Annotated in this window: 20 protein-coding genes and 1 pseudogene; 6 read left to right on the top strand and 15 right to left on the bottom strand. The window is 68.5% G+C overall.

What is annotated here, in order from left to right; translation table 11 throughout:
- Nucleotides 1–16 precede the first annotated feature (16 nt).
- The 4 genes from AC3IFE_RS33000 to AC3IFE_RS33015 all read right to left on the bottom strand — a co-directional run bounded on the left by AC3IFE_RS33000 (nt 17) and on the right by AC3IFE_RS33015 (nt 2,774).
- Nucleotides 17–241: a hypothetical protein gene (locus tag AC3IFE_RS33000; protein WP_089471417.1), complete on the bottom strand. Its 225-nt coding sequence runs from the start codon at nt 239–241 to the stop codon at nt 17–19.
- A 138-nt stretch (nt 242–379) separates the two neighbouring features.
- On the bottom strand, nt 380–1,378 hold the full coding sequence (locus tag AC3IFE_RS33005) for an LOG family protein (RefSeq protein ID WP_489194524.1): 999 nt from the start codon (nt 1,376–1,378) through the stop codon (nt 380–382).
- Entirely contained in the window at nt 1,360–1,701 is a 342-nt protein-coding gene (locus tag AC3IFE_RS33010; RefSeq protein WP_301737036.1) for a c-type cytochrome, read from the bottom strand. Before AC3IFE_RS33010 ends, AC3IFE_RS33005 begins: the two co-directional genes overlap by 19 nt.
- A gap of 71 nt (nt 1,702–1,772) precedes the next feature.
- Nucleotides 1,773–2,774, bottom strand: a complete 1,002-nt coding sequence (locus AC3IFE_RS33015) for an Acg family FMN-binding oxidoreductase (RefSeq protein WP_301737035.1) — start codon at nt 2,772–2,774, stop codon at nt 1,773–1,775.
- Nucleotides 2,775–2,946: 172 nt separating this feature from the next.
- Here AC3IFE_RS33015 and AC3IFE_RS33020 point away from each other — a divergent pair, with 172 nt between their 5' ends.
- Nucleotides 2,947–3,936 (top strand): zinc-dependent alcohol dehydrogenase family protein, encoded by a 990-nt coding sequence (locus AC3IFE_RS33020; RefSeq protein WP_489194527.1) that lies wholly within the window; start codon nt 2,947–2,949, stop codon nt 3,934–3,936.
- A 26-nt stretch (nt 3,937–3,962) separates the two neighbouring features.
- On the opposite strand, the gene AC3IFE_RS33025 is transcribed toward AC3IFE_RS33020, so the two are convergent.
- Both AC3IFE_RS33025 and AC3IFE_RS33030 read right to left on the bottom strand, forming a co-directional pair.
- Nucleotides 3,963–4,736, bottom strand: a complete 774-nt coding sequence (locus AC3IFE_RS33025; RefSeq protein ID WP_489194529.1) for a helix-turn-helix domain-containing protein — start codon at nt 4,734–4,736, stop codon at nt 3,963–3,965.
- Between the two features lie 303 nt (nt 4,737–5,039).
- A complete protein-coding gene (locus AC3IFE_RS33030) occupies nt 5,040–5,687 on the bottom strand; it encodes a response regulator (RefSeq protein ID WP_089471721.1) in 648 nt (215 codons plus the stop codon).
- Nucleotides 5,688–5,845: 158 nt separating this feature from the next.
- Between AC3IFE_RS33030 and AC3IFE_RS33035 the strand changes: the two are divergent.
- Nucleotides 5,846–6,187: pseudogene (locus tag AC3IFE_RS33035) on the top strand (universal stress protein); the annotation flags it as partial.
- A 42-nt stretch (nt 6,188–6,229) separates the two neighbouring features.
- Here the strand turns inward: AC3IFE_RS33035 and AC3IFE_RS33040 are convergent.
- From AC3IFE_RS33040 to AC3IFE_RS33050, 3 genes are all read right to left on the bottom strand, one after another.
- Entirely contained in the window at nt 6,230–7,063 is an 834-nt protein-coding gene (locus AC3IFE_RS33040; RefSeq protein WP_089471411.1) for a universal stress protein, read from the bottom strand.
- Nucleotides 7,060–7,563, bottom strand: coding sequence for a universal stress protein (locus AC3IFE_RS33045; RefSeq protein WP_489194532.1), 504 nt, complete (start codon nt 7,561–7,563; stop codon nt 7,060–7,062). The genes AC3IFE_RS33040 and AC3IFE_RS33045 overlap by 4 nt, the downstream gene beginning before the upstream one ends.
- A 321-nt stretch (nt 7,564–7,884) precedes the next feature.
- The gene (locus AC3IFE_RS33050; RefSeq protein WP_489194534.1) at nt 7,885–8,724 is read right to left on the bottom strand and encodes a universal stress protein; all 840 of its coding nucleotides are present in this window, start codon (nt 8,722–8,724) and stop codon (nt 7,885–7,887) included.
- 188 nt (nt 8,725–8,912) lie between these two features.
- Between AC3IFE_RS33050 and AC3IFE_RS33055 the strand changes: the two genes are divergently transcribed.
- The 4 genes from AC3IFE_RS33055 to AC3IFE_RS33070 are packed head-to-tail and all read left to right on the top strand — an operon-like array spanning nt 8,913 to nt 13,057.
- Nucleotides 8,913–9,449, top strand: a complete 537-nt coding sequence (locus tag AC3IFE_RS33055) for a hypothetical protein (protein WP_489194536.1) — start codon at nt 8,913–8,915, stop codon at nt 9,447–9,449.
- Nucleotides 9,439–10,185, top strand: coding sequence for a beta-ketoacyl-ACP reductase (locus tag AC3IFE_RS33060; protein WP_489194537.1), 747 nt, complete (start codon nt 9,439–9,441; stop codon nt 10,183–10,185). Before AC3IFE_RS33055 ends, AC3IFE_RS33060 begins: the two co-directional genes overlap by 11 nt.
- Nucleotides 10,182–12,002, top strand: a complete 1,821-nt coding sequence (locus tag AC3IFE_RS33065) for a PHA/PHB synthase family protein (RefSeq protein ID WP_489194539.1) — start codon at nt 10,182–10,184, stop codon at nt 12,000–12,002. Before AC3IFE_RS33060 ends, AC3IFE_RS33065 begins: the two co-directional genes overlap by 4 nt.
- Nucleotides 12,003–12,016: 14 nt before the next feature.
- A complete protein-coding gene (locus tag AC3IFE_RS33070; RefSeq protein WP_489194541.1) occupies nt 12,017–13,057 on the top strand; it encodes a zinc-dependent alcohol dehydrogenase family protein in 1,041 nt (346 codons plus the stop codon).
- Nucleotides 13,058–13,159: 102 nt separating this feature from the next.
- Here AC3IFE_RS33070 and AC3IFE_RS33075 read toward each other — a convergent pair whose 3' ends face one another.
- The 6 genes from AC3IFE_RS33075 to AC3IFE_RS33100 all read right to left on the bottom strand — a co-directional run bounded on the left by AC3IFE_RS33075 (nt 13,160) and on the right by AC3IFE_RS33100 (nt 21,522).
- The gene (locus AC3IFE_RS33075; RefSeq protein WP_489194543.1) at nt 13,160–14,542 is read right to left on the bottom strand and encodes an MBL fold metallo-hydrolase RNA specificity domain-containing protein; all 1,383 of its coding nucleotides are present in this window, start codon (nt 14,540–14,542) and stop codon (nt 13,160–13,162) included.
- 129 nt (nt 14,543–14,671) lie between these two features.
- The gene (locus AC3IFE_RS33080) at nt 14,672–14,857 is read right to left on the bottom strand and encodes a DUF2964 family protein (protein WP_089471403.1); all 186 of its coding nucleotides are present in this window, start codon (nt 14,855–14,857) and stop codon (nt 14,672–14,674) included.
- A 170-nt stretch (nt 14,858–15,027) separates the two neighbouring features.
- On the bottom strand, nt 15,028–16,152 hold the full coding sequence (locus AC3IFE_RS33085) for an ABC transporter permease (RefSeq protein WP_089471402.1): 1,125 nt from the start codon (nt 16,150–16,152) through the stop codon (nt 15,028–15,030).
- Between the two features lie 2 nt (nt 16,153–16,154).
- Nucleotides 16,155–18,959, bottom strand: coding sequence for a ribosome-associated ATPase/putative transporter RbbA (rbbA, locus tag AC3IFE_RS33090; protein ID WP_489194546.1), 2,805 nt, complete (start codon nt 18,957–18,959; stop codon nt 16,155–16,157).
- Complete coding sequence (locus tag AC3IFE_RS33095) at nt 18,956–20,029, bottom strand: HlyD family secretion protein (protein WP_489194548.1); 1,074 nt, start codon at nt 20,027–20,029, stop codon at nt 18,956–18,958. Before AC3IFE_RS33095 ends, rbbA begins: the two co-directional genes overlap by 4 nt.
- Entirely contained in the window at nt 20,026–21,522 is a 1,497-nt protein-coding gene (locus AC3IFE_RS33100) for an efflux transporter outer membrane subunit (protein WP_489194550.1), read from the bottom strand. The genes AC3IFE_RS33095 and AC3IFE_RS33100 overlap by 4 nt, the downstream gene beginning before the upstream one ends.
- Nucleotides 21,523–21,607 lie beyond the last annotated feature (85 nt).

Here is a 21,607-nt window from a genome sequence, read left to right on the forward strand (position 1 = left end):
TCCACCGCGCCCGGTGTCATGCAGCCTTGAGCGCCGAACGTTGCAGCGCCTGCGCGAAGCGGGCGAGCGTGGCGATCGATCCCGTCACGCTTTCGTACCGTTCCCGCCCGATCTGGCCGTCGAGGATCACGAGCATGCCGGCGTCGCGGGCGAGGGTGACCAAGGCCAGCGTGTCGAGCGTCGCTGCATCGGACCGACCGGACGGATTGCCCGAATCGGCAGGCTGGGTAGCGTGTGACATGACGTCTCTCCTGAGGGCTCGCGATCGGTATGCCGGGAGCCGTTGTCCGTGATTTCAGTATCGTTGGCGGGCATGCGCGATTCAATCGGCGTGTCCCGAAGTTGTAGTAGGAATCGAGCGGAGGCCGTCGGCGGATTCCTACACGGCGGACGGCTTCGGCGAAGGGCTTCGTCGGGCCGCTCGCCCGGCGCGGCACCGTGCATACCAGGAGCCGATCGCGTGCCAGATATCGGCGGCGGATTCGCAGTAGGTGAACAGTTCGAGGTCGCGGCGGTCGATCATCCCTTCGTCCGCGAGAAACGCCAGATCGACGGCGCGCCGCCAGTACGCTTCGCCGACCAGCACAACCGGCAGCGGCGCGATCTTGCGCGTCTGCAGCAGCGTCAGGACCTCGAACAGTTCGTCGAACGTGCCGTATCCGCCGGGGAAAAACACGGCTGCCTTGGCGCGCTCGAGCAGATGAAGCTTGCGAATCGCGAAGTAGTGGAACCGGAAGCACAGATCCGGCGTGATGTACGGATTCGGCGCCTGTTCGCGCGGCAGCTCGATATTGAAGCCGATGCTCGGGGCGCCGCGCTCGTAGGCGCCGCGATTGGCGGCCTCCATGATGCCGGGGCCACCGCCCGTGACGATCGCGAGGCGCGCCGTACGCGTGCGCCGGTCGGCATGACCGACGATACGGCCGAATTCGCGTGCGACGCGGTAGTACGCGCTGTGCTCGAGGAGACGGCTGGCGACCGCGACGGCACGACGCCGGGCCGGGTCACGCGGGCGCAGCGCGAGCAGGCGGTTCGCTTCGGCGAGCCGTGCATTCGCGACGGCGGGCGCGACGATGCGCGTGCTGCCGTAGATCACGACGGCGTGGCCGATGCGCTCGTGTTGCAGGCGCGCTTCGGCTTTCCAGTAGTCGAGTTGCAGCCGGATACCGCGCATGGTCGCGCGTTGCAGCAACGACGTGTCCGCGTCGCCGGGCGTGCAGCCCGGATGGCTGGCTGGATGCCGCCCTCGACGAGACGGCCGCGGGATGTCGTCGAGGCTGGCGGGCGAGATGGGCCGGGTGCGTACCCGCTTGCCGCGCACCATGCCGGCAGGAGCGCGTTTGACTATCGTGGGCACGGTCACTGGCTCAACACCCATTGGACGAGCTGATGCGCGTCGTCGGCAGACAGCGGCCCGCCGCGATCGATGGCGGACGGCATCGGCGTGTCGCCCCAATGCGCGGGGCCGCCGACGCGCAATTTGCGCTCCAGTTCGGCGGCCGCGTGAGGATCGCCGCGGTAGCGCGCGGCGATGTCGTGGAACGACGGCCCGAGGAACGTCATGTCGGGCGTGTGGCAGAACATGCAGTGTTGCGCGTTGACGAGCTCGGTCGGCTCGGGCACGGTGGTTTGCGCGGCTGCCGTTCCGGCCATGGCGGCGATCAGGAAGAAAGAGAAAGCGGAGCAGCGCGTGATGTTCATGTTTTCCTCGTCCGGAGCCGAATGCGCGCGGCGCGTCGCCGGTTGCGCTCGGAGATCACTCAGGAGATCACTCAGGAGATCACTTCGCCGAGCGGGCGACGGGGCGAATGCGGTGTGTGCGGGCCGCGGCCCACCCGCAACAGCAACTGCGGCTCGCCGCGTAGCCCGAGCGTGCGGCCCAGGTCGGCACGCAGCGCGGCCGTCTCGATCGGCTGGTTCAGGTACGACGCCGTATAGCCCGCGCGCGCCGCGACGAGCAGGATCCGCTCGAGCGCCTGGCCCGCGGCCAGCCACGCTTCGCGATCGTCGCGCACGGTCGACAGGCAGACGATCAAAGGCGACGCGCCGACGAGCTGGTGATGGAGCGCGGCCAGCCCGTTGCCGAGATCGAACGTCCGCACCGCCATCGTCACGACGGGCGCCGCGAAGTCCAGCAGCGTCGGCACGCCGGCCGCGAATGCCGGCATGCCGTCGACGCGCCGACGCGGATCGATCCAGCTCGCCAGTTCGCGCCGGAAGCGCGGATCTGCGAACTGCTGCCGGTCGGCCTGCGCAACCAGTTCGGCGACCCGTGCGCGACGCGCGGTCGAGTCGATGCACGCGACCTCGGCGCCTTCCGCGACGCCGGCCGCGATCAACTCGCGCTGAATTTCGTCGGGCAGCGCGGTGGATTCGAACGGCGCGCGCGTCGTGACGCGCGCCTGGATCGCGTCGAACAGCCCGCCGAGAGACGGATCGGAATAGCCGTCGTCGCAGACCCGGACCAGCGCAAGGAGATCGGGGTCGACCTCGGACGGAAACGTGCTGATCGTGTGGGCGAGGCCGGCGTGATCGAGCGCGACGCGCAGATTGAGCAATGCCGCGCCGCAACTGATGATCAGTTCGCGGTCGAACGGATCGACCACGGGCAACGCGCGGACCCGGTCCGCGCAGACGGCGATCGTGGCGCCGTTGACGATGAACCGCCACGGCTGGGAATTGTGGCTGGACGGGGCCAGCACCGCGTACGCCAACAGCGACTTCAATTGATCGTCGACATGGGCGCTTGCGGCAAGCGGGGGAACGGACATCATTCGATCATCTCCTGGCACGCCGCGTGGGCGGCGTCATGCCATCTCATCGTGTCAGCAACCGTCCGGCAGCCGTTGACCCACGTCAAGCGCCCGTCACCGGGCCATGCACGCGCGATGCGCCGGGATTAGTCTTGGACAGCGAAGCACGAAGACGATGGAGTGGGAGGCGAGCATGCTTGCGATGATGTTTGACGGCACGACACCGCATTTGCGCGAGGCGCGCGTGCCGGATCCGCTGCCGGCGCCGGGCCAGTTGTTGATCGACGTGCATGCATGCGGTGTCTGTCGAACCGATCTGCACGTCGTCGACGGCGAACTCGCGCACCCGAAGCTGCCGCTGGTGCCGGGGCACGAAATCGTCGGAACGGTGCGCGTGCTCGGCGATGGCGTGACGGGGTTCTCCGTAGGCGACCGGATCGGCGTTCCGTGGCTGGGCTCGACATGCGGGCATTGCGCGTATTGCACGTCGGGCCGCGAGAACCTGTGCGACAGCCCGGGTTTCACGGGCTATACGATCGACGGCGGCTATGCCGAGTGCGCGATCGCCGACCACCGGTATTGCGTGCACCTGCCGCGGCGCTATTCCGATCTGGAAGCCGCGCCGCTGCTGTGCGCCGGCCTGATCGGCTATCGAACCTTGCGTATGGCCGGCGATGCGCGTCGCATCGGCATCTACGGCTTCGGCGCGGCCGCTCATCTCGTCGCGCAGGTCGCGCGTTTCGAGGGGCGCAAGGTGTTCGCGCTGACGAAGCCCGGCGATACAGCGGCCCAGCAGCTCGCGCTGTCACTCGGCGCCGCGTGGGCCGGCGGCAGCGACGAAACGCCGCCGGAAACACTCGACGCCGCGCTCATTTTTGCGCCGGCGGGCGCGCTGGTGCCGGCCGCGCTGCGCGCCGTCGGCAAAGGCGGGATCGTCGTATGCGGCGGCATTCACATGAGTGATATCCCGAACTTTCCGTACGCGTGGCTGTGGGGCGAGCGCCGGATCGCGTCGGTCGCCAACCTGACGCGCGCGGATGCGGCGGAATTCATGCGGATCGCCGCAGTGATGCCGCTGCGGGTCGAAGCCGTGCGCTACGCGCTGACCGATGCGAATCGCGCGCTGGACGATCTGCGCAGGGGGCGCGTGTCCGGCGCCGCCGTGCTCGACATGCGCGATTGATCCCGCCCGGTCCGCACGCCCTCCGCTCAGATGCGCGCGAGGCCTTCCGGATCCACGATGCGGATCTGCTTGCCTTGCGCGGCGACGAGCCCGTTGCGCTGGAACTTCGACAGCATGCGGCTGACCGTTTCGAGCTTCATCCCGAGATATTCGCCGATCTCGTCGCGCGTCATCCGCAGCACGAATTCGGCGGCCGAGTAGCCGCGCGCCTTGAAGCGGGTGGACAGGTTCAGCAGGAAGGCGGCCACGCGCTGCTCGGCGGTCATCGTGCCGAGCAGCACCATCAGCGCGGATTCGCGCACGATTTCGCCGCTCATCATCTGATACACGTGATGCTGCATCGGCCGCACTTCGCGGCACATCTGCTCGAGCTGGCCGAACGGGATGATGCAGACCGTACTGTCCTCGAGCGCGATCGCATCGCCGTTGTGCCGCCCGGTGTGCACGCCGTCGAGCCCGAGCGATTCGCCGACGATCTGGAAGCCGGTGATCTGCTCGTTGCCGTCGCGATGCATCATCACGGTCTTGAACGACCCGGTCCTGACCGCATAGATGCTGTGGAACGTGTCGTCCGCGCGAAACAGCGTTTCACCGCGTTTGACGTGGCGCGTCGTGCAGATCATCGCGTCGACCCGCGCGAATTCGTCGGGCGTCATTTCCCGCGGCATGCAAACGATGCGCAGCGTGCAGGACGAGCAGCGGGACGACGTGCGCTTCGGCTGGTCCGCCCGCGCGACGGGATGCAGCGGAATGAACGGGTGCAACGGCACCGTCGTCGGAATGTCGGCATGGCTCTGCATGATCTGCTCCGGTTGGGGCGGCCGCGGGTCGCGTCGTCGCGGTTGCGCTGGCCGTCGTACGGGCGGACGGGGAGGCCGCCGCCTGGTTCGTCGAATCGGCGCCGCACCGGATCGGCGGGCCGGCGATGCCGTCGCGATACGAGGGCAAGGCCGGGCAGCTCCGGAAGGCACGCCGGTGTGTTGTTGTTGATCGGAGTATGGACAGCCGGACGCTTGATTGAAATCAGCGGAAATTGAAGATGCGGTAGGTGATAGCGAAGGTTTGTAGGACGATTCCTACAACGGTGTGGCGGGTTGTCGCGGTCAGAGTTCGTCCGGGTCGTCGAACAGCTTGTGGCGCATCGCGTATCGGACGAGCGCCGTATCGTTGGCCATCTGCATCTTCTCGAGGATCCGCGTCTTGTAGGTGCTCACGGTCTTGACGCTGACGCACAGCGCCCGCGCGATCTCGGAAATGGACTCGCCGGTCGTCACGCGCCGGAACACGTCGAATTCGCGGTCGGACAGCCGTTGATGCGGCAACAGGTCGGTCGGCTCGTTGAGGCTTTGCGCGAATTGCTCCGCCATCGCAAGGCTGACGTACACGCCGCCGCCGGAAATTTTCGTCAGCGCGGCCACGAGCTCCGCGCTCGCGCTTTCCTTGGTCATGTAGCCCGATGCGCCGGCGCGGAACGCGCGCACCGCATATTGCTGCTCGGCGTGCATCGTCAACACGAGGATGTGCAGGGCCGGTTTCTCGTCCTTGATCTGCTTGATGAGTTCGATGCCGTTGCGGCCGGGCATCGACAGGTCGAGCACCAGCACTTCGGCCTCGGTGCCGCGCGTCAGCGCGATCGTCGACGCGCTGTCGCTTGCTTCTCCCGCCACGACGAAATCGTTCGCGTTCTGCAGGATGTGGCGCAGGCCGTCCCGGACGAGGGTGTGATCGTCAGCGATGAGTACCCTGATCATGGCGTGCGTCCTTTGCCGGCTCGCGCGGGGCAGGCGCGCGTCGGCGTTCGTCGATCCGATTCCGAACGGAACGTGGCGATCGTCCGATTCCGAACGGCGGGCAGGATGGCTGCCGTCGATAACCGGATGTTGGCTCTTCAAAGGGTCGCATCAAAAGCATGTCCGATGCGCCGAGATTGTGCGCGTTTTGCCGGTATTCGCCAATTGGGACCGATGCGGACAAGGCCGCGATCGCGGTGGCGGATGCCGCGACCGCGTTCCGCCTGTGCGGCGTCCGCGGCACCGCGCATGCGATCGACGCGTGCGGGGAGGACGTGTCGTCGGTGCTCGCGCGAGCGGCCGCCGAATGCGACGCGGACTTGATCGTGATGGGGACGCATGGCCGTCGCGGCATGCGCCGCGCGGTGCTCGGCAGCGTCGCCGAGTCGCTGGCGCGCACCGCCGAACGGCCGGTGCTCGCCGTGCGGGAGGGGCCGGGCGCGGCTGCGGCCGTGTCGTGACGCAAGCGGGCAGCCGCGACCGGCTGCCCGAACCCCGCCGGTTCAGTGAGACAACAGCACCGGCACCGTCATCGTCTCGAGGATCGTGCGGGTCGCCCCGCCCAGCACGCGCTCGTGGGCGCGGGTATGGCTGTACAGGCCCATGACGAGCAGGTCCGCATGCACGTCGGTCACGCGGTTCAGCAGCGTCCCGCCCACGCCGACCGATCGCTCGCGCGGCGTCGTCGAGAACGACGCGCGAACGCCATGTCGTTCGAGATACGCGGCGACGTCGACGCCGGCCGGCGTCTGGTCCGGATCGGGTTGCCCGCGCACGACCGTCTCGACGTTGACGAAGCGTGCGCGGGCGAGCAGCGGCAGCGCGTCGGCCATCGCGCGCGCGGCCTCGCGCCCGCCGTCCCAGCCGATCAGCACGTTCTCGCCGAACGTGCGTACGTCACCGGCATACGGCACGACGATCGCCGGACGGCCGCTGCCGATCACGACATCCTCGACGAAATGGCGCGCCACGTAGGTCATGCGATCGTCGGGATCCTCTTGGCCGAGCACCAGCAGATCGGCGTGACGGGCGTGCAGGATCGCGGCATCGATCGCATTGCCGGCCGGCGCTTGCCATTCGACGCTGCGTCCGGCGCGTTCGGCGGCCGTCAGGAAGCGTTCTTCCGCCTCCTTGCGCCGCTGGTCGCACAGGCGCTCGTAGACGGCCAGCTTCAGTGGTTCGTCGGGCCGGCGCAACGGTTCGAGGAGATCCTGGCAGACCAGGTAGAGGCCGATCAAATGCGCGTTCCAGCGTCCCGCGAGCTGGAGCGCGAGGTCGACGCGCGTCGCGCAGCGATCGCTGTCGTCGAGATGAACGAGCAGGGTCTTGTAGCTCATGATGGCTCCTTTTCGGTGGAAGCGGCCGTGACGTCGGCGGATGCCTTCGTTGCGCAGCTCGCCGGAATCATCAGGACCGGGCATCTGGCCAGGCGCAGCACGCGTTCGGCCACGCTGCCGAGGAACACGCGCCGAAAGCCGCGCCGGCCGTGCGTGCCCATCACGATCAGATCGGCGCCGATCTCGCCCGCGAGACCGACGATCCGGTGCGGGATGTCGTCGCCTGCCGGCGCGACGTTGGAAATCCGCGGCGTGCCGGCCACGTCGCGCGCCTTCATGCGCCGCGCGGCGTCCTCGGTCACGCGCAATCCTTCTTCACGGAATGAATCGACCAGGATCGACGGATCGTATCCGTACATGTCGTAGGCCGGCACCAGGAAATCGACGACGTAGACGGGTGTCAGCCGCGCACCCGTTTCCGCCGCGAGACTCAGCGCGGCGTCGAGTGCACGCGACGACGTGTCGCTGCCGTCGAGTGCAACCAGAATGTTCGAGTACATGGCAGTTCCCTTGAACGGATGTGGATGAAGCCATCATCGGCGCGTGCACGCCGATGGCGCTGATCTGGATCAAGCGTCCCGATTGCCGCGCGGCACGCCCGTCGCGGCGCGCGTCGATCGACGCTTCGTTGGTCGGCGCGACGACCACCGTCACCGCGCCCGACGCGAACGACACGACGTGTGCGTCGTCCGCATTCGCGCGTGCGTCGCTCTCGCTGCCGAGCCAGCCGAGCGATGCGCGTATCCGCCCGCGCAACACGGCCGAGTGCTTGCCGACGCCGGCGTTGACGACGAACAACGCGAACGTACGCATCGGGCGGCTCAGTGCGACATCAGCACCGGCAGCGTCATCGATGCGAGCACCGTGCGCGTGGCGCCGCCCATCAACAGTTCACGCCAGCGCGGATGGCCGTACGCGCCCATGACCAGCAGGTCGGAACCCGTTTCATACGCGCGCGACAGGAGCGTGTCGCCAACCGACGCGCCGGCGCCGGCATCGATGTCGAGCACGTTCACGTCGCGCGCGTGGCGCGCCAGCATCAACGCGGCATCGGCGGCGGGAATCCGCGCGGTCGCAGCCTCCGACTTGCCGTCGACCACGGCGACGACGGTCGTGCGCTTCGCGTGTTCGAGAAACGGCAGCGCGTCGTGCGCGGCGCGGGCCGCTTCGCGGCTGCCGTCCCATGCGACGAAAACCCGTTCGCCGATCGACGGGAATTCTCCGGTGTACGGCCAGAACAGCACCGGGCGACCGGCGGTCAACACGAGGTTTTCCGGAAACTGGTCGTCGATATAGGTTTCGGGATCGTTCGGGTCGCTCTGGCCGGCGATCACCAGATCGGCGAGACGAGCGGCGCGCGGTACGGCCACGTTCGCACGCTCGTCGGCGCGAATCCAGGTTGCCGGCACTTTGGCGCGCGCCGTTTCGGCATGGAACAGGCGCTCCAGCGCGGCGAGCCGCTCGTCGCGCTGTTCGCGGTGCGCGCGGAAATAGTCGGCGGAACCGGCCATCACGTAGAACGAATGCGGCTCGGGGGTGTAGACCGCGAACAGCCCGGTGAGATGCGCACCGAAGCGCCGGGCGAGACGCAACGCGAACTCGAGACGCGAATGCGCGCGGGTGCTCGTATCGAGGTGCACGACCATGCTCTTGTAGCTCATCGGAATCGCTCCATCGACGGGTGATCCGCCAGTGCAATCCAGTCTACGAAGCAGGGTTTCCACGCGGTTGACTCAGATCAACGGCAGCCGTGCGCGATACCCGCACAGTGAAGTGGTCGCGACGCCGAGGCCGGGCAGGCGGCGCGACGCGGATGCCAACCCATTGATCCGATCGAAAGGGGAAGCCGATGAGTAGCGATGCTTTGACGACACCGAACGACGCTTGGCGCGCGGGCTGCGATCTCGCGTTGCGCATGGTCGCGCTGAACCGCGACTGGCAATACGAATGGCATGCGCTGGAAGGGCGGCGCATCGAGCGCGACCGCACCGCGGTGCGGCGCCTGCAGCAGGCGCTGGCGGAAACGAACGAGTGGACGGCCTTCGCCGAGGCCGGCCGGCAGGTGACGAGCGACTACGCGATCGCGAGCGTCGAGATCTGGCAGGACGCCGCGGAGCTGTGCATGCGTGCACAATTCGAGCGCGCCAGTGCGTGGCGTACCTGGTTGCGCGAATACGGCTCGGGCGCGCTGTCGCGCTATCAGACCGACTGGTTGCCTGACCTCGAGCGACTCGCGGTGGTCAACGAAGCCAGCATGCCGTGGGCCGACTGGATGGCCGCGCTGGAGCGCGGGATCGAGGCGGCGGGCGGCGCGACGAACGGGGCGCTCGCCGCGGGCCGCCTGAACGGCATCGCAGGCGCACGGGAGAGCGATCATGTGCGCTGACCGCGTCGCGTTCGTCACCGGCGGGATGGGCGGGCTCGGCGCCGCGATCAGCCGTCGCCTGCACGAAGCGGGCATGACGGTGGCGGTGTCGTACACGGAGCGCAACGACCACGTCGCGACGTGGCTCGCGCGCGAACGCGACGCCGGCCGCACGTTTCACGCGTTCGAAGTGGACGTGGCCGACTACGACTCGTGCCAGCACTGCGCGGCACGCGTGCTGGCCGAATTCGGGCGCGTCGACGTGCTCGTCAACAACGCCGGCATCACGCACGACGCCACCTTCGTGAAGATGACGAAGAGCATGTGGGACGCGGTGCTGCGCACCAATCTCGACAGCATGTTCAACATGACGAAGCCGTTCGTGCCGGGCATGATCGACGCGGGTTTCGGGCGGATCGTGAACATCGGCTCGGTCAACGGGTCGAGAGGCGCATACGGACAAGCCAACTACGCGGCCGCGAAGGCCGGCATCCACGGCTTCACGAAAACGCTGGCGCTCGAACTCGCGCGGCATGGCGTGACGGTCAACACGGTTTCGCCCGGCTATCTGGCGACCGCGATGCTCGAGTCGGTGCCGAAGGAGGTGCTCGACACGAAGATCCTGCCGCAGATTCCGGCCGGGCGGCTCGGCGACCCCGACGAAATCGCCGCGTTCGTCGCGCTCCTGTGCTCCGATGCCGGTGCGTTCGCAACCGGCGCGGAATTCGACGTCAACGGCGGAATGTACTTGCGATGAACGCGTCCGTGCTGCGCGCGCCTCGCGCGCCGGCATCGCCACCGACGCCGGCCGACGACGGGCACGCGCCGGCGGCGACGCGATGCGCGCCTGCCCGGATGAGCGCCGCCGAACAGTGGAACCGTGCCGCGCACGCGAATGTGGCCGCGCTGACGTTCGGACTGTCGCCGGTATCGCTGGCGCTGGCCATGCTCGACTGGGGCGCGCATCTGGCGGTGGCGCCGGGTAAAGGCTTCGAACTCGCGACCCAGGCGTGGCTGGGCGCCGTGGCGCCGGCGGCGAGCGGACGCGACGGCGAGGCCGACGAGGCGGAGTCGAGCGGCCTGGCCGTGCACGCGGGCGACGCCGATCCACGCTTCGCCGCGCCCGCATGGGGCGGCTGGCCGTTTTGCGTGTACCGCGACGGTTTCCTGTCGGTCCAGCGTTGGTGGCGCGACGCGACACGCGGCGTGCCGGGCGTCGAACGCCATCATGAGGAACTGGTCGGGTTCGCCGCGCGCCAGTGGCTCGATGCCTGTTCGCCGGGCAATTTCCTGGCGACCAATCCGGTCGTGCTCGACGCGACGATGCGCAGCGGCGGCGCGAACCTCGTGACCGGCTTTCGGCACTGGCGGGAAGACGCGAACGCGTTCGTCGAGCGCGCGAGCGGCACGCCGGCCCACGATGCGCGCGCGTATCTGCCCGGTCGCGACGTGGCGATCACGCCGGGTCGCGTCGTCTGGCGCAACGCGCTGTGCGAGCTGCTGCAATACACGCCGACGACGGCCCGCGTGGCGCACGAGCCGATCCTGATCGTGCCGTCGTGGATCATGAAGTACTACATCCTCGATCTGCAGCCGCACAATTCGCTGATCCGCTTCCTGGTCGACGCGGGCTATACGGTGTTCGCCGTGTCGTGGCGCAACCCGGGCGCGGAATCGCGCGACCTCGGGCTCGACGACTATCTGCGCGACGGCTGCATCGCGGCGCTCGACGCCGCGCGGTCGATCGGCGGCGAAGCGGTCCACGCGGTCGGCTATTGTCTGGGCGGCACGCTGCTGGCGATCGCCGCGGCGGCGCTGGCGCGCGACGGGCAGCAGCACGACGCGCTGCGCTCGATCACGTTGCTGGCGGCCCAGACCGATTTCAGCGAACCCGGCGAACTCGGCCTGTTCATCGATGCGAGCGAACTGTCCGCGCTCGACGCGCTGATGTGGCGGCAGGGCTACCTGGACGGTGCGCAGATGTCCGCCGCGTTCGAACTGCTGAACGCACGCGACCTGATCTGGTCGCGGATGATGAGCGAATACCTGCTCGGCACGCGCACGAAGCCCAACGACCTGATGTCGTGGAATGCGGACACCACGCGCATGCCGTACCGCATGCATTCGGAATACCTGACGCGGCTCTTTCTCGACAACGATCTCGCGGCCGGCCGGTATTGCGTCGACGGGCGGCCGGTCGCGCTGTCGGATATCGACGTGCCGACGTTCGTCGTCGGCACCGAGCGCGATCACGTGTCGCCGTGGCGTTCCGTCTACCAGCTCCATCTGTTCACGCACCATGCGCTGACGTTCATGCTGACGTCGGGCGGGCACAACGCGGGCATCGTGTCCGAACCGGGCCATCCGGGGCGCCATTATCGATGCGCGACGCGCGAACCCGGCGCGGCTTACCGCAGCCCGCACGACTTCGTGCGCGACACGCCGGCGGTCGACGGATCGTGGTGGACCTGCTGGCGCGACTGGTTGCACGCGCGCTCGTCGGGCGACGCGCCGGCCCGTACGCCGCCCCCCGGACTCGCGGCGGCGCCCGGCGCCTATGTACTGGAAACATGAACGGAGAAACAGCGATGAAGGCACTCGTCTACCACGGGCCGGGGCGCAAGGCGCTCGAGGAACGGCCCAAGCCGGCACTGCAATCGCCCACCGACGCGATCGTCCGCGTGACGCGCACGACGATCTGCGGCACCGATCTGCATATTCTCAAGGGCGACGTACCGACCTGCGAACCCGGCCGCATTCTCGGCCACGAGGGCGTCGGCGTCGTCGAGCAGGTCGGCGCCGCGGTCGATTCGCTGAAGCCGGGCGATCGCGTGCTCATTTCGTGCATCTCGTCGTGCGGCCGCTGCGAATACTGCCGCCGCGGACTGTATTCGCATTGCACGACGGGCGGCTGGATTCTCGGCAACCGGATCGACGGCACGCAGGCCGAGTACGTGCGTATCCCGCATGCGGCGACCAGCCTGTACCGGATTCCGGCCGGCGCCGACGAGGACGCGCTCGTGATGCTGTCCGATATCCTGCCGACCGGGTTCGAATGCGGGGTGTTGAACGGCAAGGTGCAGCCGGGGTGCTCGGTCGCGATCGTCGGCGCGGGGCCGATCGGCTTGGCCGCGTTGCTGACCGCGCAGTTCTACTCGCCCGCGCGGATCATCATGATCGACCCGGACAGCAACCGGCTCGAGATCGCGCGGCACTTCGGCGCGACCGATTGCCTCGATGGCCGTGCCGGCGATCCGGTAGCGGAAGTGATGAGGCTGACCGACGGCATCGGTGTCGATTGCGCGATCGAGGCGGTCGGCATTCCGGCGACGTTCGAGATGTGCACGGCGCTCGTGGCGCCGGGCGGTGTCGTCGCGAACGTCGGCGTGCACGGCGCGAAGGCCGACCTGCATCTCGAGAAGCTGTGGGATCGCAACATCTCGATCACGACGCGGCTCGTCGACACGGTCAGCACGCCGATGCTGCTGAAGACCGTACGCGCCGGGCGTCTCGATCCGGCACGCCTGATCACGCACCGGTTTTCGCTCGACGACGTCGAGCGTGCGTACGACACGTTCGGCCGCGCCGCGCAAACCCATGCGCTGAAGGTGATCATCGAAGTCGCTTGATCGTCGGGTGGCCGGTGACGGGAAGCCGGGACGCTGCCGCCCGTCACGTGCGTTGGGCATGCCGGGCGGCATGACCGCCAGTCAGGACGACAGCGCGGCGGGTTACTGCGTGCCGCCGGCTTCGCGTTCGTCCAGGTCGACGCACTGCGCGTAGGTCGGCACCTCGCACGGCCAATTCAGACGCTCCGAAATGCGCCGACGCATCGCATCCGCGGCGGCGGGTTCGCCATGCGTGACGAAGGTCCGCACGGGCGCACACTGCATCGTGCCGAGCCACTTCAGCACTTCCTCGTAGTCGGCATGGGCGGAGAGCGTCGTGATCGACTCGACCTGCGCGCGCACGCGGACGTATTCGCCGTGAATCTTCAGCGTCGGCTCGTGCGCGGCGAGCGCCGCACCGCGCGTGCCGACGGCCTGGTAGCCGACCAGCGCGATCGTGTTGCGCGCGTCCGGCGCATAGCGGGCCAGGTGATGCAGCACGCGGCCGCCCGTGGCCATGCCGCTGCCGGCGATGATGACCATCGGGCCATGGTGTTCGGCAATCGCCTTCGACTGCTCGACCGTCCGGATCATCGTCGCCGCGTGGCCGAGTGCGTTGGCTTCGGACACGGTCAGCCGGTGTTCGAGGATGTGGTGGCGATAGATTTCGGTCACGTCCGTCGCCATCGGGCTGTCGAGGAACACGGGCACGCGCGCCATGCGGCCGGACGCCTTCAGCCGCGCGACGTAGTGCAGGATCTCCTGCGCGCGGCCGACGGTGAAACACGGCATCACGACGACCCCGCCGCGCGCGAACGTCTTGTCGAACAGCGTGGCGAGCGCGTTCTCGGGATCCGATTCCGGATGCAGCCGGTCGCCGTAGGTCGATTCGACGACCAGGAAATCCGCATGCGCGGGCGGCCGCGGCGGCTGCATGATCGGGTCGTGATAGCGGCCGAGGTCGCCCGAGAACGCGAGCACCTTGTGATCCCAGTGCATCACCACGCTCGCCGCGCCGAGGATGTGCCCGGCCGGCAGGAAGCGGAACGCCAGGCCGTCGCCGAGCGCGGTGCATTCGTCGAAGGCGACGGGCGTCAGCAGGCGCAACGCGCGCTGCGCGTCGTCCAGCGTATAGAGCGGCTGCGCCGGATGATGCTTCGAGTAGCCGTGTCGGTTCGCGAAGTCGGCTTCTTCCTCCTGCAGCCGCGCGCTGTCGCGCAGCATGATGTCGCAGAGTTCGGCCGTGGCCGCCGTGCAGTACACCGGCCCGCGATAGCCGTCGCGTGCCAGCACCGGAAGATAGCCGGTATGGTCGATGTGCGCGTGCGTGAGCACGACCGCGTCGAGCGTGTCGGGCGCGAGCGGCAGCGGGCTCCAGTTGCGCAATCGCAGATTTTTCGTGCCCTGGAACAGGCCGCAATCGACCAGGACGCGCCGGCCGCCGTGCTCGACCAGATACTTCGAGCCGGTCACGGTTTCGGTCGCACCGAGAAATGTCAGTTTCATCGCTCGCCTTCCTGAAAGTCGAGGGGTTCAGTGCGTCGATTACATCGCGAACCCGCGCGCGGCGATTGACGGAAGTCAGCGATTCCCGTATCGAGCACGATGTCGAATGCGGCGTGTCAGGCGGTTTCGCTAGCGCTCGCCCGGCGCGGGATCGAGCTGCGCGACGAACGCGACGCCGCCCGACACCAGCGTGACGATCGCGTACGGCAGCACGTTCGCGTCGACCAGCATCGCGTGCACGACGCCCAGTAGCGACGCGAGTGCGATGAACACGCCCAGCGTGGCGAGCGTGGTCCGGTACGAATGGCGAATCATGACGGTCTCCCATGGAGCGGCTGGCGTTCGTCCGCGTTGACGCGCAGCGGCAGTTTGCGATTTCGCAAGCCATGGCGTCATGATCGCGTACCGGCTTCCGGCCCGGTTGATCTGTATCAACGGGCGAATCCCGGCCTCGCGTGCGATGGGGCAATGAGGCCGGGGAACGATCAAGTCATCTGACCAATGGTCTTGCGGAACCGCATCAGCGACAGCAGGAACAGCACGCCCCCGATCGCGAGCAGCGCCGCGAACTGCGGCCACACCGCATCCAAGCCGGCGCCCCGGTACAGGATGCGTTGCGCGAGTTCGACGAAATGGGTGGTCGGCGCGGCCAGCATGATGTCCCGCACGGCCGCCGGCATGCTTTCGCGCGGCGTCAATCCGCCCGACAGCAGTTGCAGCGGCAGCAGCACGAGCACGAGCAACATGCCGAACTGCGGCATGCTGCGCACGAGCGTCGCGAGAAAGATCCCCATCGACGTCGTGGCGAACAGGTGCAACGCCATCCCGGCCACGAACAACGGGATGGAGCCGGGAATCGGCACGTGCAGGGCGCCGCCCACGACGCAGGTCAGCGACGCGACGGCCGCCACCGTGACGACGAGCCCCATCGACCACACCTTCGCGAGCATGATCTCCGCCGCGGTCACCGGCATCACGAGCAGATGCTCGATCGTGCCGTGTTCGCGCTCGCGAATCAGCGCGGCGCCGGTGAGGATCATCGACAGCATCGTCACGTTGTTGATCAGTTCCATCAGCGCGCCGAACCAGACCTCGTCGAGATTCGGGTTGAAGCGCATCCGCATCGCGAGATCGACGGGGGGCAGCGGCGTGCCGCGATAGCGCCGCACGAACGCGTCGATCTCGCCCGACACGATCTGCTGGATGTAGGTGCTGCCGGTGAAGGCTTGCGTCATGCGCGTCGCATCGACGTTGAGCTGGATCGTCGCGTGACGGCCGGCCAGCACGTCGCGCTGGAAGTCCGGCGGAATGTCGAGCGAGAACGTGTAGTCGCCGTTGTCGAGCCCGCGATCGGCCGCGCCGGCGTCGACGATCGGGGGCGGCGCGAACTGGGGCGGAAAGAACGCCGCCGCGATCCGTGCCGACAGCGGCGACGCGTCTTCGTCGACGAGCGCGATCGGCACCTTGTGCAGCGTTTCGGGGCGTGCGGTCGCGGCGACGTAGATCGACGCGCTGAACGTATAGATGATCAGCGCGAGCAGGATCGGGTCGCGGGCGAGGCTCCACAGTTCCTTGATCCCGAGCCGGTAGACGGCGAGCAGGCGCGACATGGTCAGCGCTCCTGCTTGCGCAGCAGGATGCCGGTCGTCACCATGATGACCGGCACGGCCGCGAGCAGCGGCCAGAACTGGGACGACAGGTCGGCCAGCCCGAGCGCCTTGTTGTAGACGCCTCGGCTGATCGCGAGCATGTAGGTGGCCGGATAGATCGTCCCGATCCACTTGCCGCTGCCTTCGAGCGACGACAGCGGCGTGAGCAGGCCCGAGAACTGCACGACGGGGATCAGCGTGCCGACGATCGTCATGAAGATCGCGGCGATCTGGCTGCGCGTGAACGTCGACGCGAACAACCCGATGCCGGTGGCGACGACGTTGAAGATCAGCACCGCGGCCGCCAGCGTCGCGAAGCTTCCCTTGATCCGCACGCCGAACACGACGTCGGCCAGCACGACCATCAGCAGGAAATTCAGCATGGCCAGCATCACGTAAGGCGCCTGCTTGCCGAGCAGGAATTCGGCGCGGGTCACGGGCGTCACGTACAGGTTGACGATCGATCCGAGCTCCCGTTCCCGGACGACGGCCAGCGCCGTCAGCATCGCGGGCAGCATCAGCAGCAGCATCGGCATGATCGCGGGAATCATCGCGGGCAGGCTCTTGACGTCCGGGTTGTACCGATAGCGGATCGCGACGTCGACTGCCGGGGCGAGCGACACGCCGAGCCGGCGCTTCGCCTGATCGCGCAGCCAGTTCTCGTGCATGCCGGCCACATAGCCGCGGATCGTTTCCGCGCGCATCGGCATCGCGCCGTCGACCCATGCGCCGATCTCCACGTGCCGGCCGCGGGCGACGTCGCGTGCGAAACCGGGCGGGATCTCGATCGCGAGCGAAAGCTGGCCGTTGCGCATGCGGCGATCGAGGTCGCGGTCATCCGCAAGCCGGGCGCGCGGCACGAAGTAGCGGGAACCCGCGAGATTCTGCGCATAGTCCTGGCTCAGCATCGATTGATCGCGATCGAGCACGGCGAACGTCAGGTTGTCCACGTCGAGACTGATGCCGATGCTGATCACGCACATCAACACGAGCGAACCGAACAGCGCGAGCGTCGCGCGCAGCGGGTCGCGGCGCAGTTCCAGCACTTCGCGCCACAGGTAGCTGCCGGCGCGCGCCGGACTGAACCAGGCGGCGCCGCGGGCGGCGTCGTCCGCGGCGGGCGACGCGGCGAGCCAGCCGGCGCCCGGTGACGTGTCCGCCGGTGCGCCGTCCACGCGTTGCGCGTCGGTCAGGTAGCCGATGAACGCGTCCTCGAGCGTGGCGGCGCCGCGCAGGCGAACCAGTTCGTCCGGTGCGGCGCTCGCCAGCACGCGGCCCGCGTGCATCAGCGAGATACGGTCGCAGCGGGCGGCCTCGTTCATGAAGTGCGTCGAAATGAAAATCGTGACGCGATCGTTGCGCGCGAGCTCGATCATCAATCGCCAGAAGTCGTCGCGCGCAACCGGGTCCACGCCCGACGTCGGTTCGTCGAGGATCAGCAGCTCGGGCTTGTGCACCATCGCCACGGCAAGGGACAGCCGCTGCCGCATGCCGAGCGGCAGGCGTTCGGGCAGCGCATCGAGCACCTCGGCGAGCCCGAAGCGTCCGACCATTTCGGCGATGCGCGCGGGCAGGTCCGGTTCCGGTACGCCGAACAGGCGCGCATGCAGCACGAGGTTCTGCCGGACGGTCAGTTCGCCGTACAGCGAAAACCCCTGCGACATGTAGCCGACGCGCCTGCGCGTATCGATATCGTTCGCGGCGACCGGACGGCCGAACAGCGTCGCCGTGCCTTCGGACGCGGCGAGCAGGCCCGTGAGCATCTTCATGGTCGTCGATTTGCCGCAGCCGTTGGAGCCGAGAAAGCCGAAGATTTCGCCGCGACGGATCTTCAGGCTCACGTGGTCGACCGCGACGAAATCGCCGAACCGCATCGTCAGCCCGTCGGCCTCGATCGCGTAGCCGTCGGCCGCGTCGGGCTGGAACGGCGTCAGCCGGATCGGCTGGTGCCCGTGCCGTCGCGCTTCCGGCAGCAACGCGATGAACGCGGCTTCCAGCGTGTCGCAGCCGGTGCGGGCGAGCAGTTCGCCGGGGCTGCCCGTCGCCAGCACGCGGCCGGCGTCCATCGCGATCAGCCAGTCGAAACGCCGGGCCTCGTCCATGTACGCGGTGGCGACGAGCACGCTCATTGCGGGGCGGGCGGTGCGAATACGGTCGATCAGTTCCCAGAACTGGGCGCGCGAGAGCGGATCCACGCCGGTCGTCGGTTCGTCCAGGATCAGCAGGTCGGGATCGTGGATCAATGCACAGCACAGGCCGAGTTTCTGCTTCATGCCGCCGGACAGTTTGCCGGCGGGGCGGTCGAGAAACGCATGAAGGCCGGTGCTGTGCGTGAGCGCGTCGATGCGGCGGCGTCGCTCGGCCGCGTCGTGGCCGAACAGTCTGGCGAAGAACTGCAGGTTTTCCTCGACCGACAGCGTCGCGTACAGGTTCCGGCCCAGCCCTTGCGGCATGTAGGCGATGCGCCGGCATATGCGTGCGCGATGGCGGCGCGACGACAGGTCGCCATCGAGCGTCCATACGCGGCCCTGCCGGATCGCACGCGCGCCGGACACGAGCGCGAGCAGGCTCGACTTGCCGACGCCGTCCGGTCCGATCAGCCCGACCATGCGGCCGGCCGGAATATCGAGCGTCACGTCGTCGAGCGCGGACGTGTCGCCGTAGCGCAACGAGACGCCCGACAGGCGGGCGACCACACCCGATCCAACCGATGCCGGCGGACCTTCGCCCGCACCGGCGCCGGTAGCGACCGGCACCGTCGCGTTCATTGCGGCACCTTGATCGCGAGGCGCGCGGGCCAATCCGCATTCGGATCGGTCTTCAGCCACGCGACACCCGGCAGGCCGGTTTTGACGAGCTTCAGGTGGCGCCGCAGCAGGTCGCGGTCGATGCGCGCCTTGACCCGAAACATCAGTTTCTGACGTTCGGTGGCCGTCTCGACCGTCTTTGGCGTGAATTGCGCCGTGCTCGACACGTACGACACGCGTGCCGGAATCACGTACTCCGGCGCCGCATCGAGCACGATCCGCACGTCGGCGCCGAGCGGGACTCTCCCCACGACCGTTTCGGGCAGGAAGAACGTCATGTAGACGTCGGACAGGTCGACGACATTGAGCACCTTGCCGCCTGCCGGCAGAACTTCGCCCGATTCGGCGATCCGATACTGCACCCGCCCGTCGCGCGGCGACGTCAGCTCGCTGTCCGAGATATCGGCCTGCACGCGCGCGACGGTCGCCTGCGCGGCCGTCACCGCCGAGCGCGCGGCGACGAGCTGGGCCCGGGTGGCGTCGATCCCGGCCTGGGCGGCTTCGACCTGCGCACGCGCGGCATTCACGGTCGCCCGCAGGCTGCCGGCGCGCGCGCGATCGTCGTCGAGTTCCTGCAGCGACGACGCGCCGTCCCGCGACAGCGTTTCGGAACGCGCCAGCCGGCGCGTGGCGGCGTCCAGCTCGCTTTCGCGCTGCACGACGAGCGCAGCGGCGGCAGCCTTGTCGCTGCGACGCTGGGCCACCTGCGCGTCGATGCTCGCCGCGGTGTTCACCGCCTGCTGTTCCCGGGCCTGCGCCTCGTCGAGCTGCGCCCGCAGGACGACGACGTCCATGCGGGCGAGCGGCTGACCGGCGGTGACGAAGTCGCCCTCGTCGACGAGCATGGCGGTGACGCGCCCCGGCAACTTCGTCGCGACGTCAATCTCGGTCGCCTCGATGCGGCCGTTGCCGCTGACGAGCCCGGCGTCCGTCCGTGCGTCGCGCCAGCGGGTCCAGCCGTAGTAAGCGAGGCCGATCGCGAGCACGGCCGCGCCGGCACCGATCAGAAGAGGGCGCTTGATGGTCTTCATGGTCTGGAACCCGAATCGATGGAAAGGTGGTTCGATGCCGCGGCGGCACCGTCGGTATCGGTCGTCCCGCCGCCGAGCGCGCCGTACAGCGCGACGCGGCTCGACAACAGCGCACGACGCGTCATCACCCATTGCTGCTCGGCGTTCATCAGGTCCCGTTGTGCGTCGAGTACTTCCAGGAAGCGGGTCGCGCCGCTGTCGTAGCGCAGTGTCGCCAGACGTGCGCGTTCGGCCTGGGACGCGAGCGTCGCCCGCTCGATCGCGACCTGATCGGCGAGCCAATAGCGTGCGGCAAGCGCATCGGACACGTCGCGAAACGCGCGCTGCAGGGTCTTCTCGTACTGGGCGAGCGCCTCGTCGCGCTGGGCGTGTGCGAGGGCGAGATTCGACCGATTGCGGCCGCCGTCGACGAGCGGCAGCGTGACATTGGGAATCACCGACCACACGCCCGCGCCGGACGACAGCAGGTCGTGCAGCGCGCTGCTTCCCGAACCGATCGCGCTCGTCAACGCGATACGCGGAAAAAACGCCGCGCGTGCGGCGCCGATGTTCGCGCGCGTGGCCTGTAGTTCGTGCTCCGCCGCGATCACGTCCGGACGCCGGGCGAGCAGCGACGACGGCAGGCCCGGCGCGAGCGACGGCATCACCGCGCCGTCGTCGAGCGCGAGCGGCGTGTCGGCCAGCGCCGGCGTCGCACCGACGAGCAATGCCAGCGCATCGGCCGCCGATGCACGCGCCTGCTGCAACTGGACGCCGAGCGACTCGGCCTGCTGCAGCAGGATCTCCGATTGCGTCAGGTCCAGGCGCGAGATCGCGCCGGCCGCGTGACGCAGCCGGAAAATCCGCAGCGATTCGCGTCGCGTGTCGATCGTCGCGCGCGTCAGCGCGATCCGTTCATCGATCTCGCACAAGGTCAGATAGGCGTCCGCCACGCCGGTGATCACGCTCAACGTCACCGCCTGCCGGGCGGCGTCGCTCGCGAGATAGCGCTGCAGCGCCGCCGCTTTCAGGTTGCGCACGCGGCCCCAGAAATCGATCTCCCATTGCGTCTGCGCCAGCTGGATCTCGTAGACCTGGCCGATGACCGGCGCCGGCGTCAGGAAGCCGCCCGGCGTGCGAAACCGCGCATAGGCCGCGCCGGCGCCGATCGTCGGCCACTGATCCGCGCGGCGAATGCCGTAGACGGCGCGTGCCTGTTCGACGCGTGCGACCGCTGCGCGCAGATCCCGATTGTTGGCGAGCGCCTGCCCGATCAACGCGCGCAGACGTCCGTCGACGAAGTAGTCTTGCCACGCAGGCGGCGCTTGCGCAATGGCGGCGCCGCGGGCGGACGGATCGGGGAACGCGGCGGGAATCGGCGCGGCGGGACGTTCGTCGGGTGGCGCGAGCGACAGGCATCCCGACAGCATGGCCGCGCCGGCCGCTAGCGCAACGAGACGAATGCGCCGCGGGACGGCAGGCTGAAACAGCGGGGAAAGCGCGACGACGCGCATGGGATGCCTCATCGGATACGGGAACGGGAACGCGGGATGGCGCCGCCCCCATGGCGACGCCGCTTCGGGTTCACTTATATCCGAC

This window comes from Burkholderia sp. APQ4-4ca (assembly GCF_057837105.1).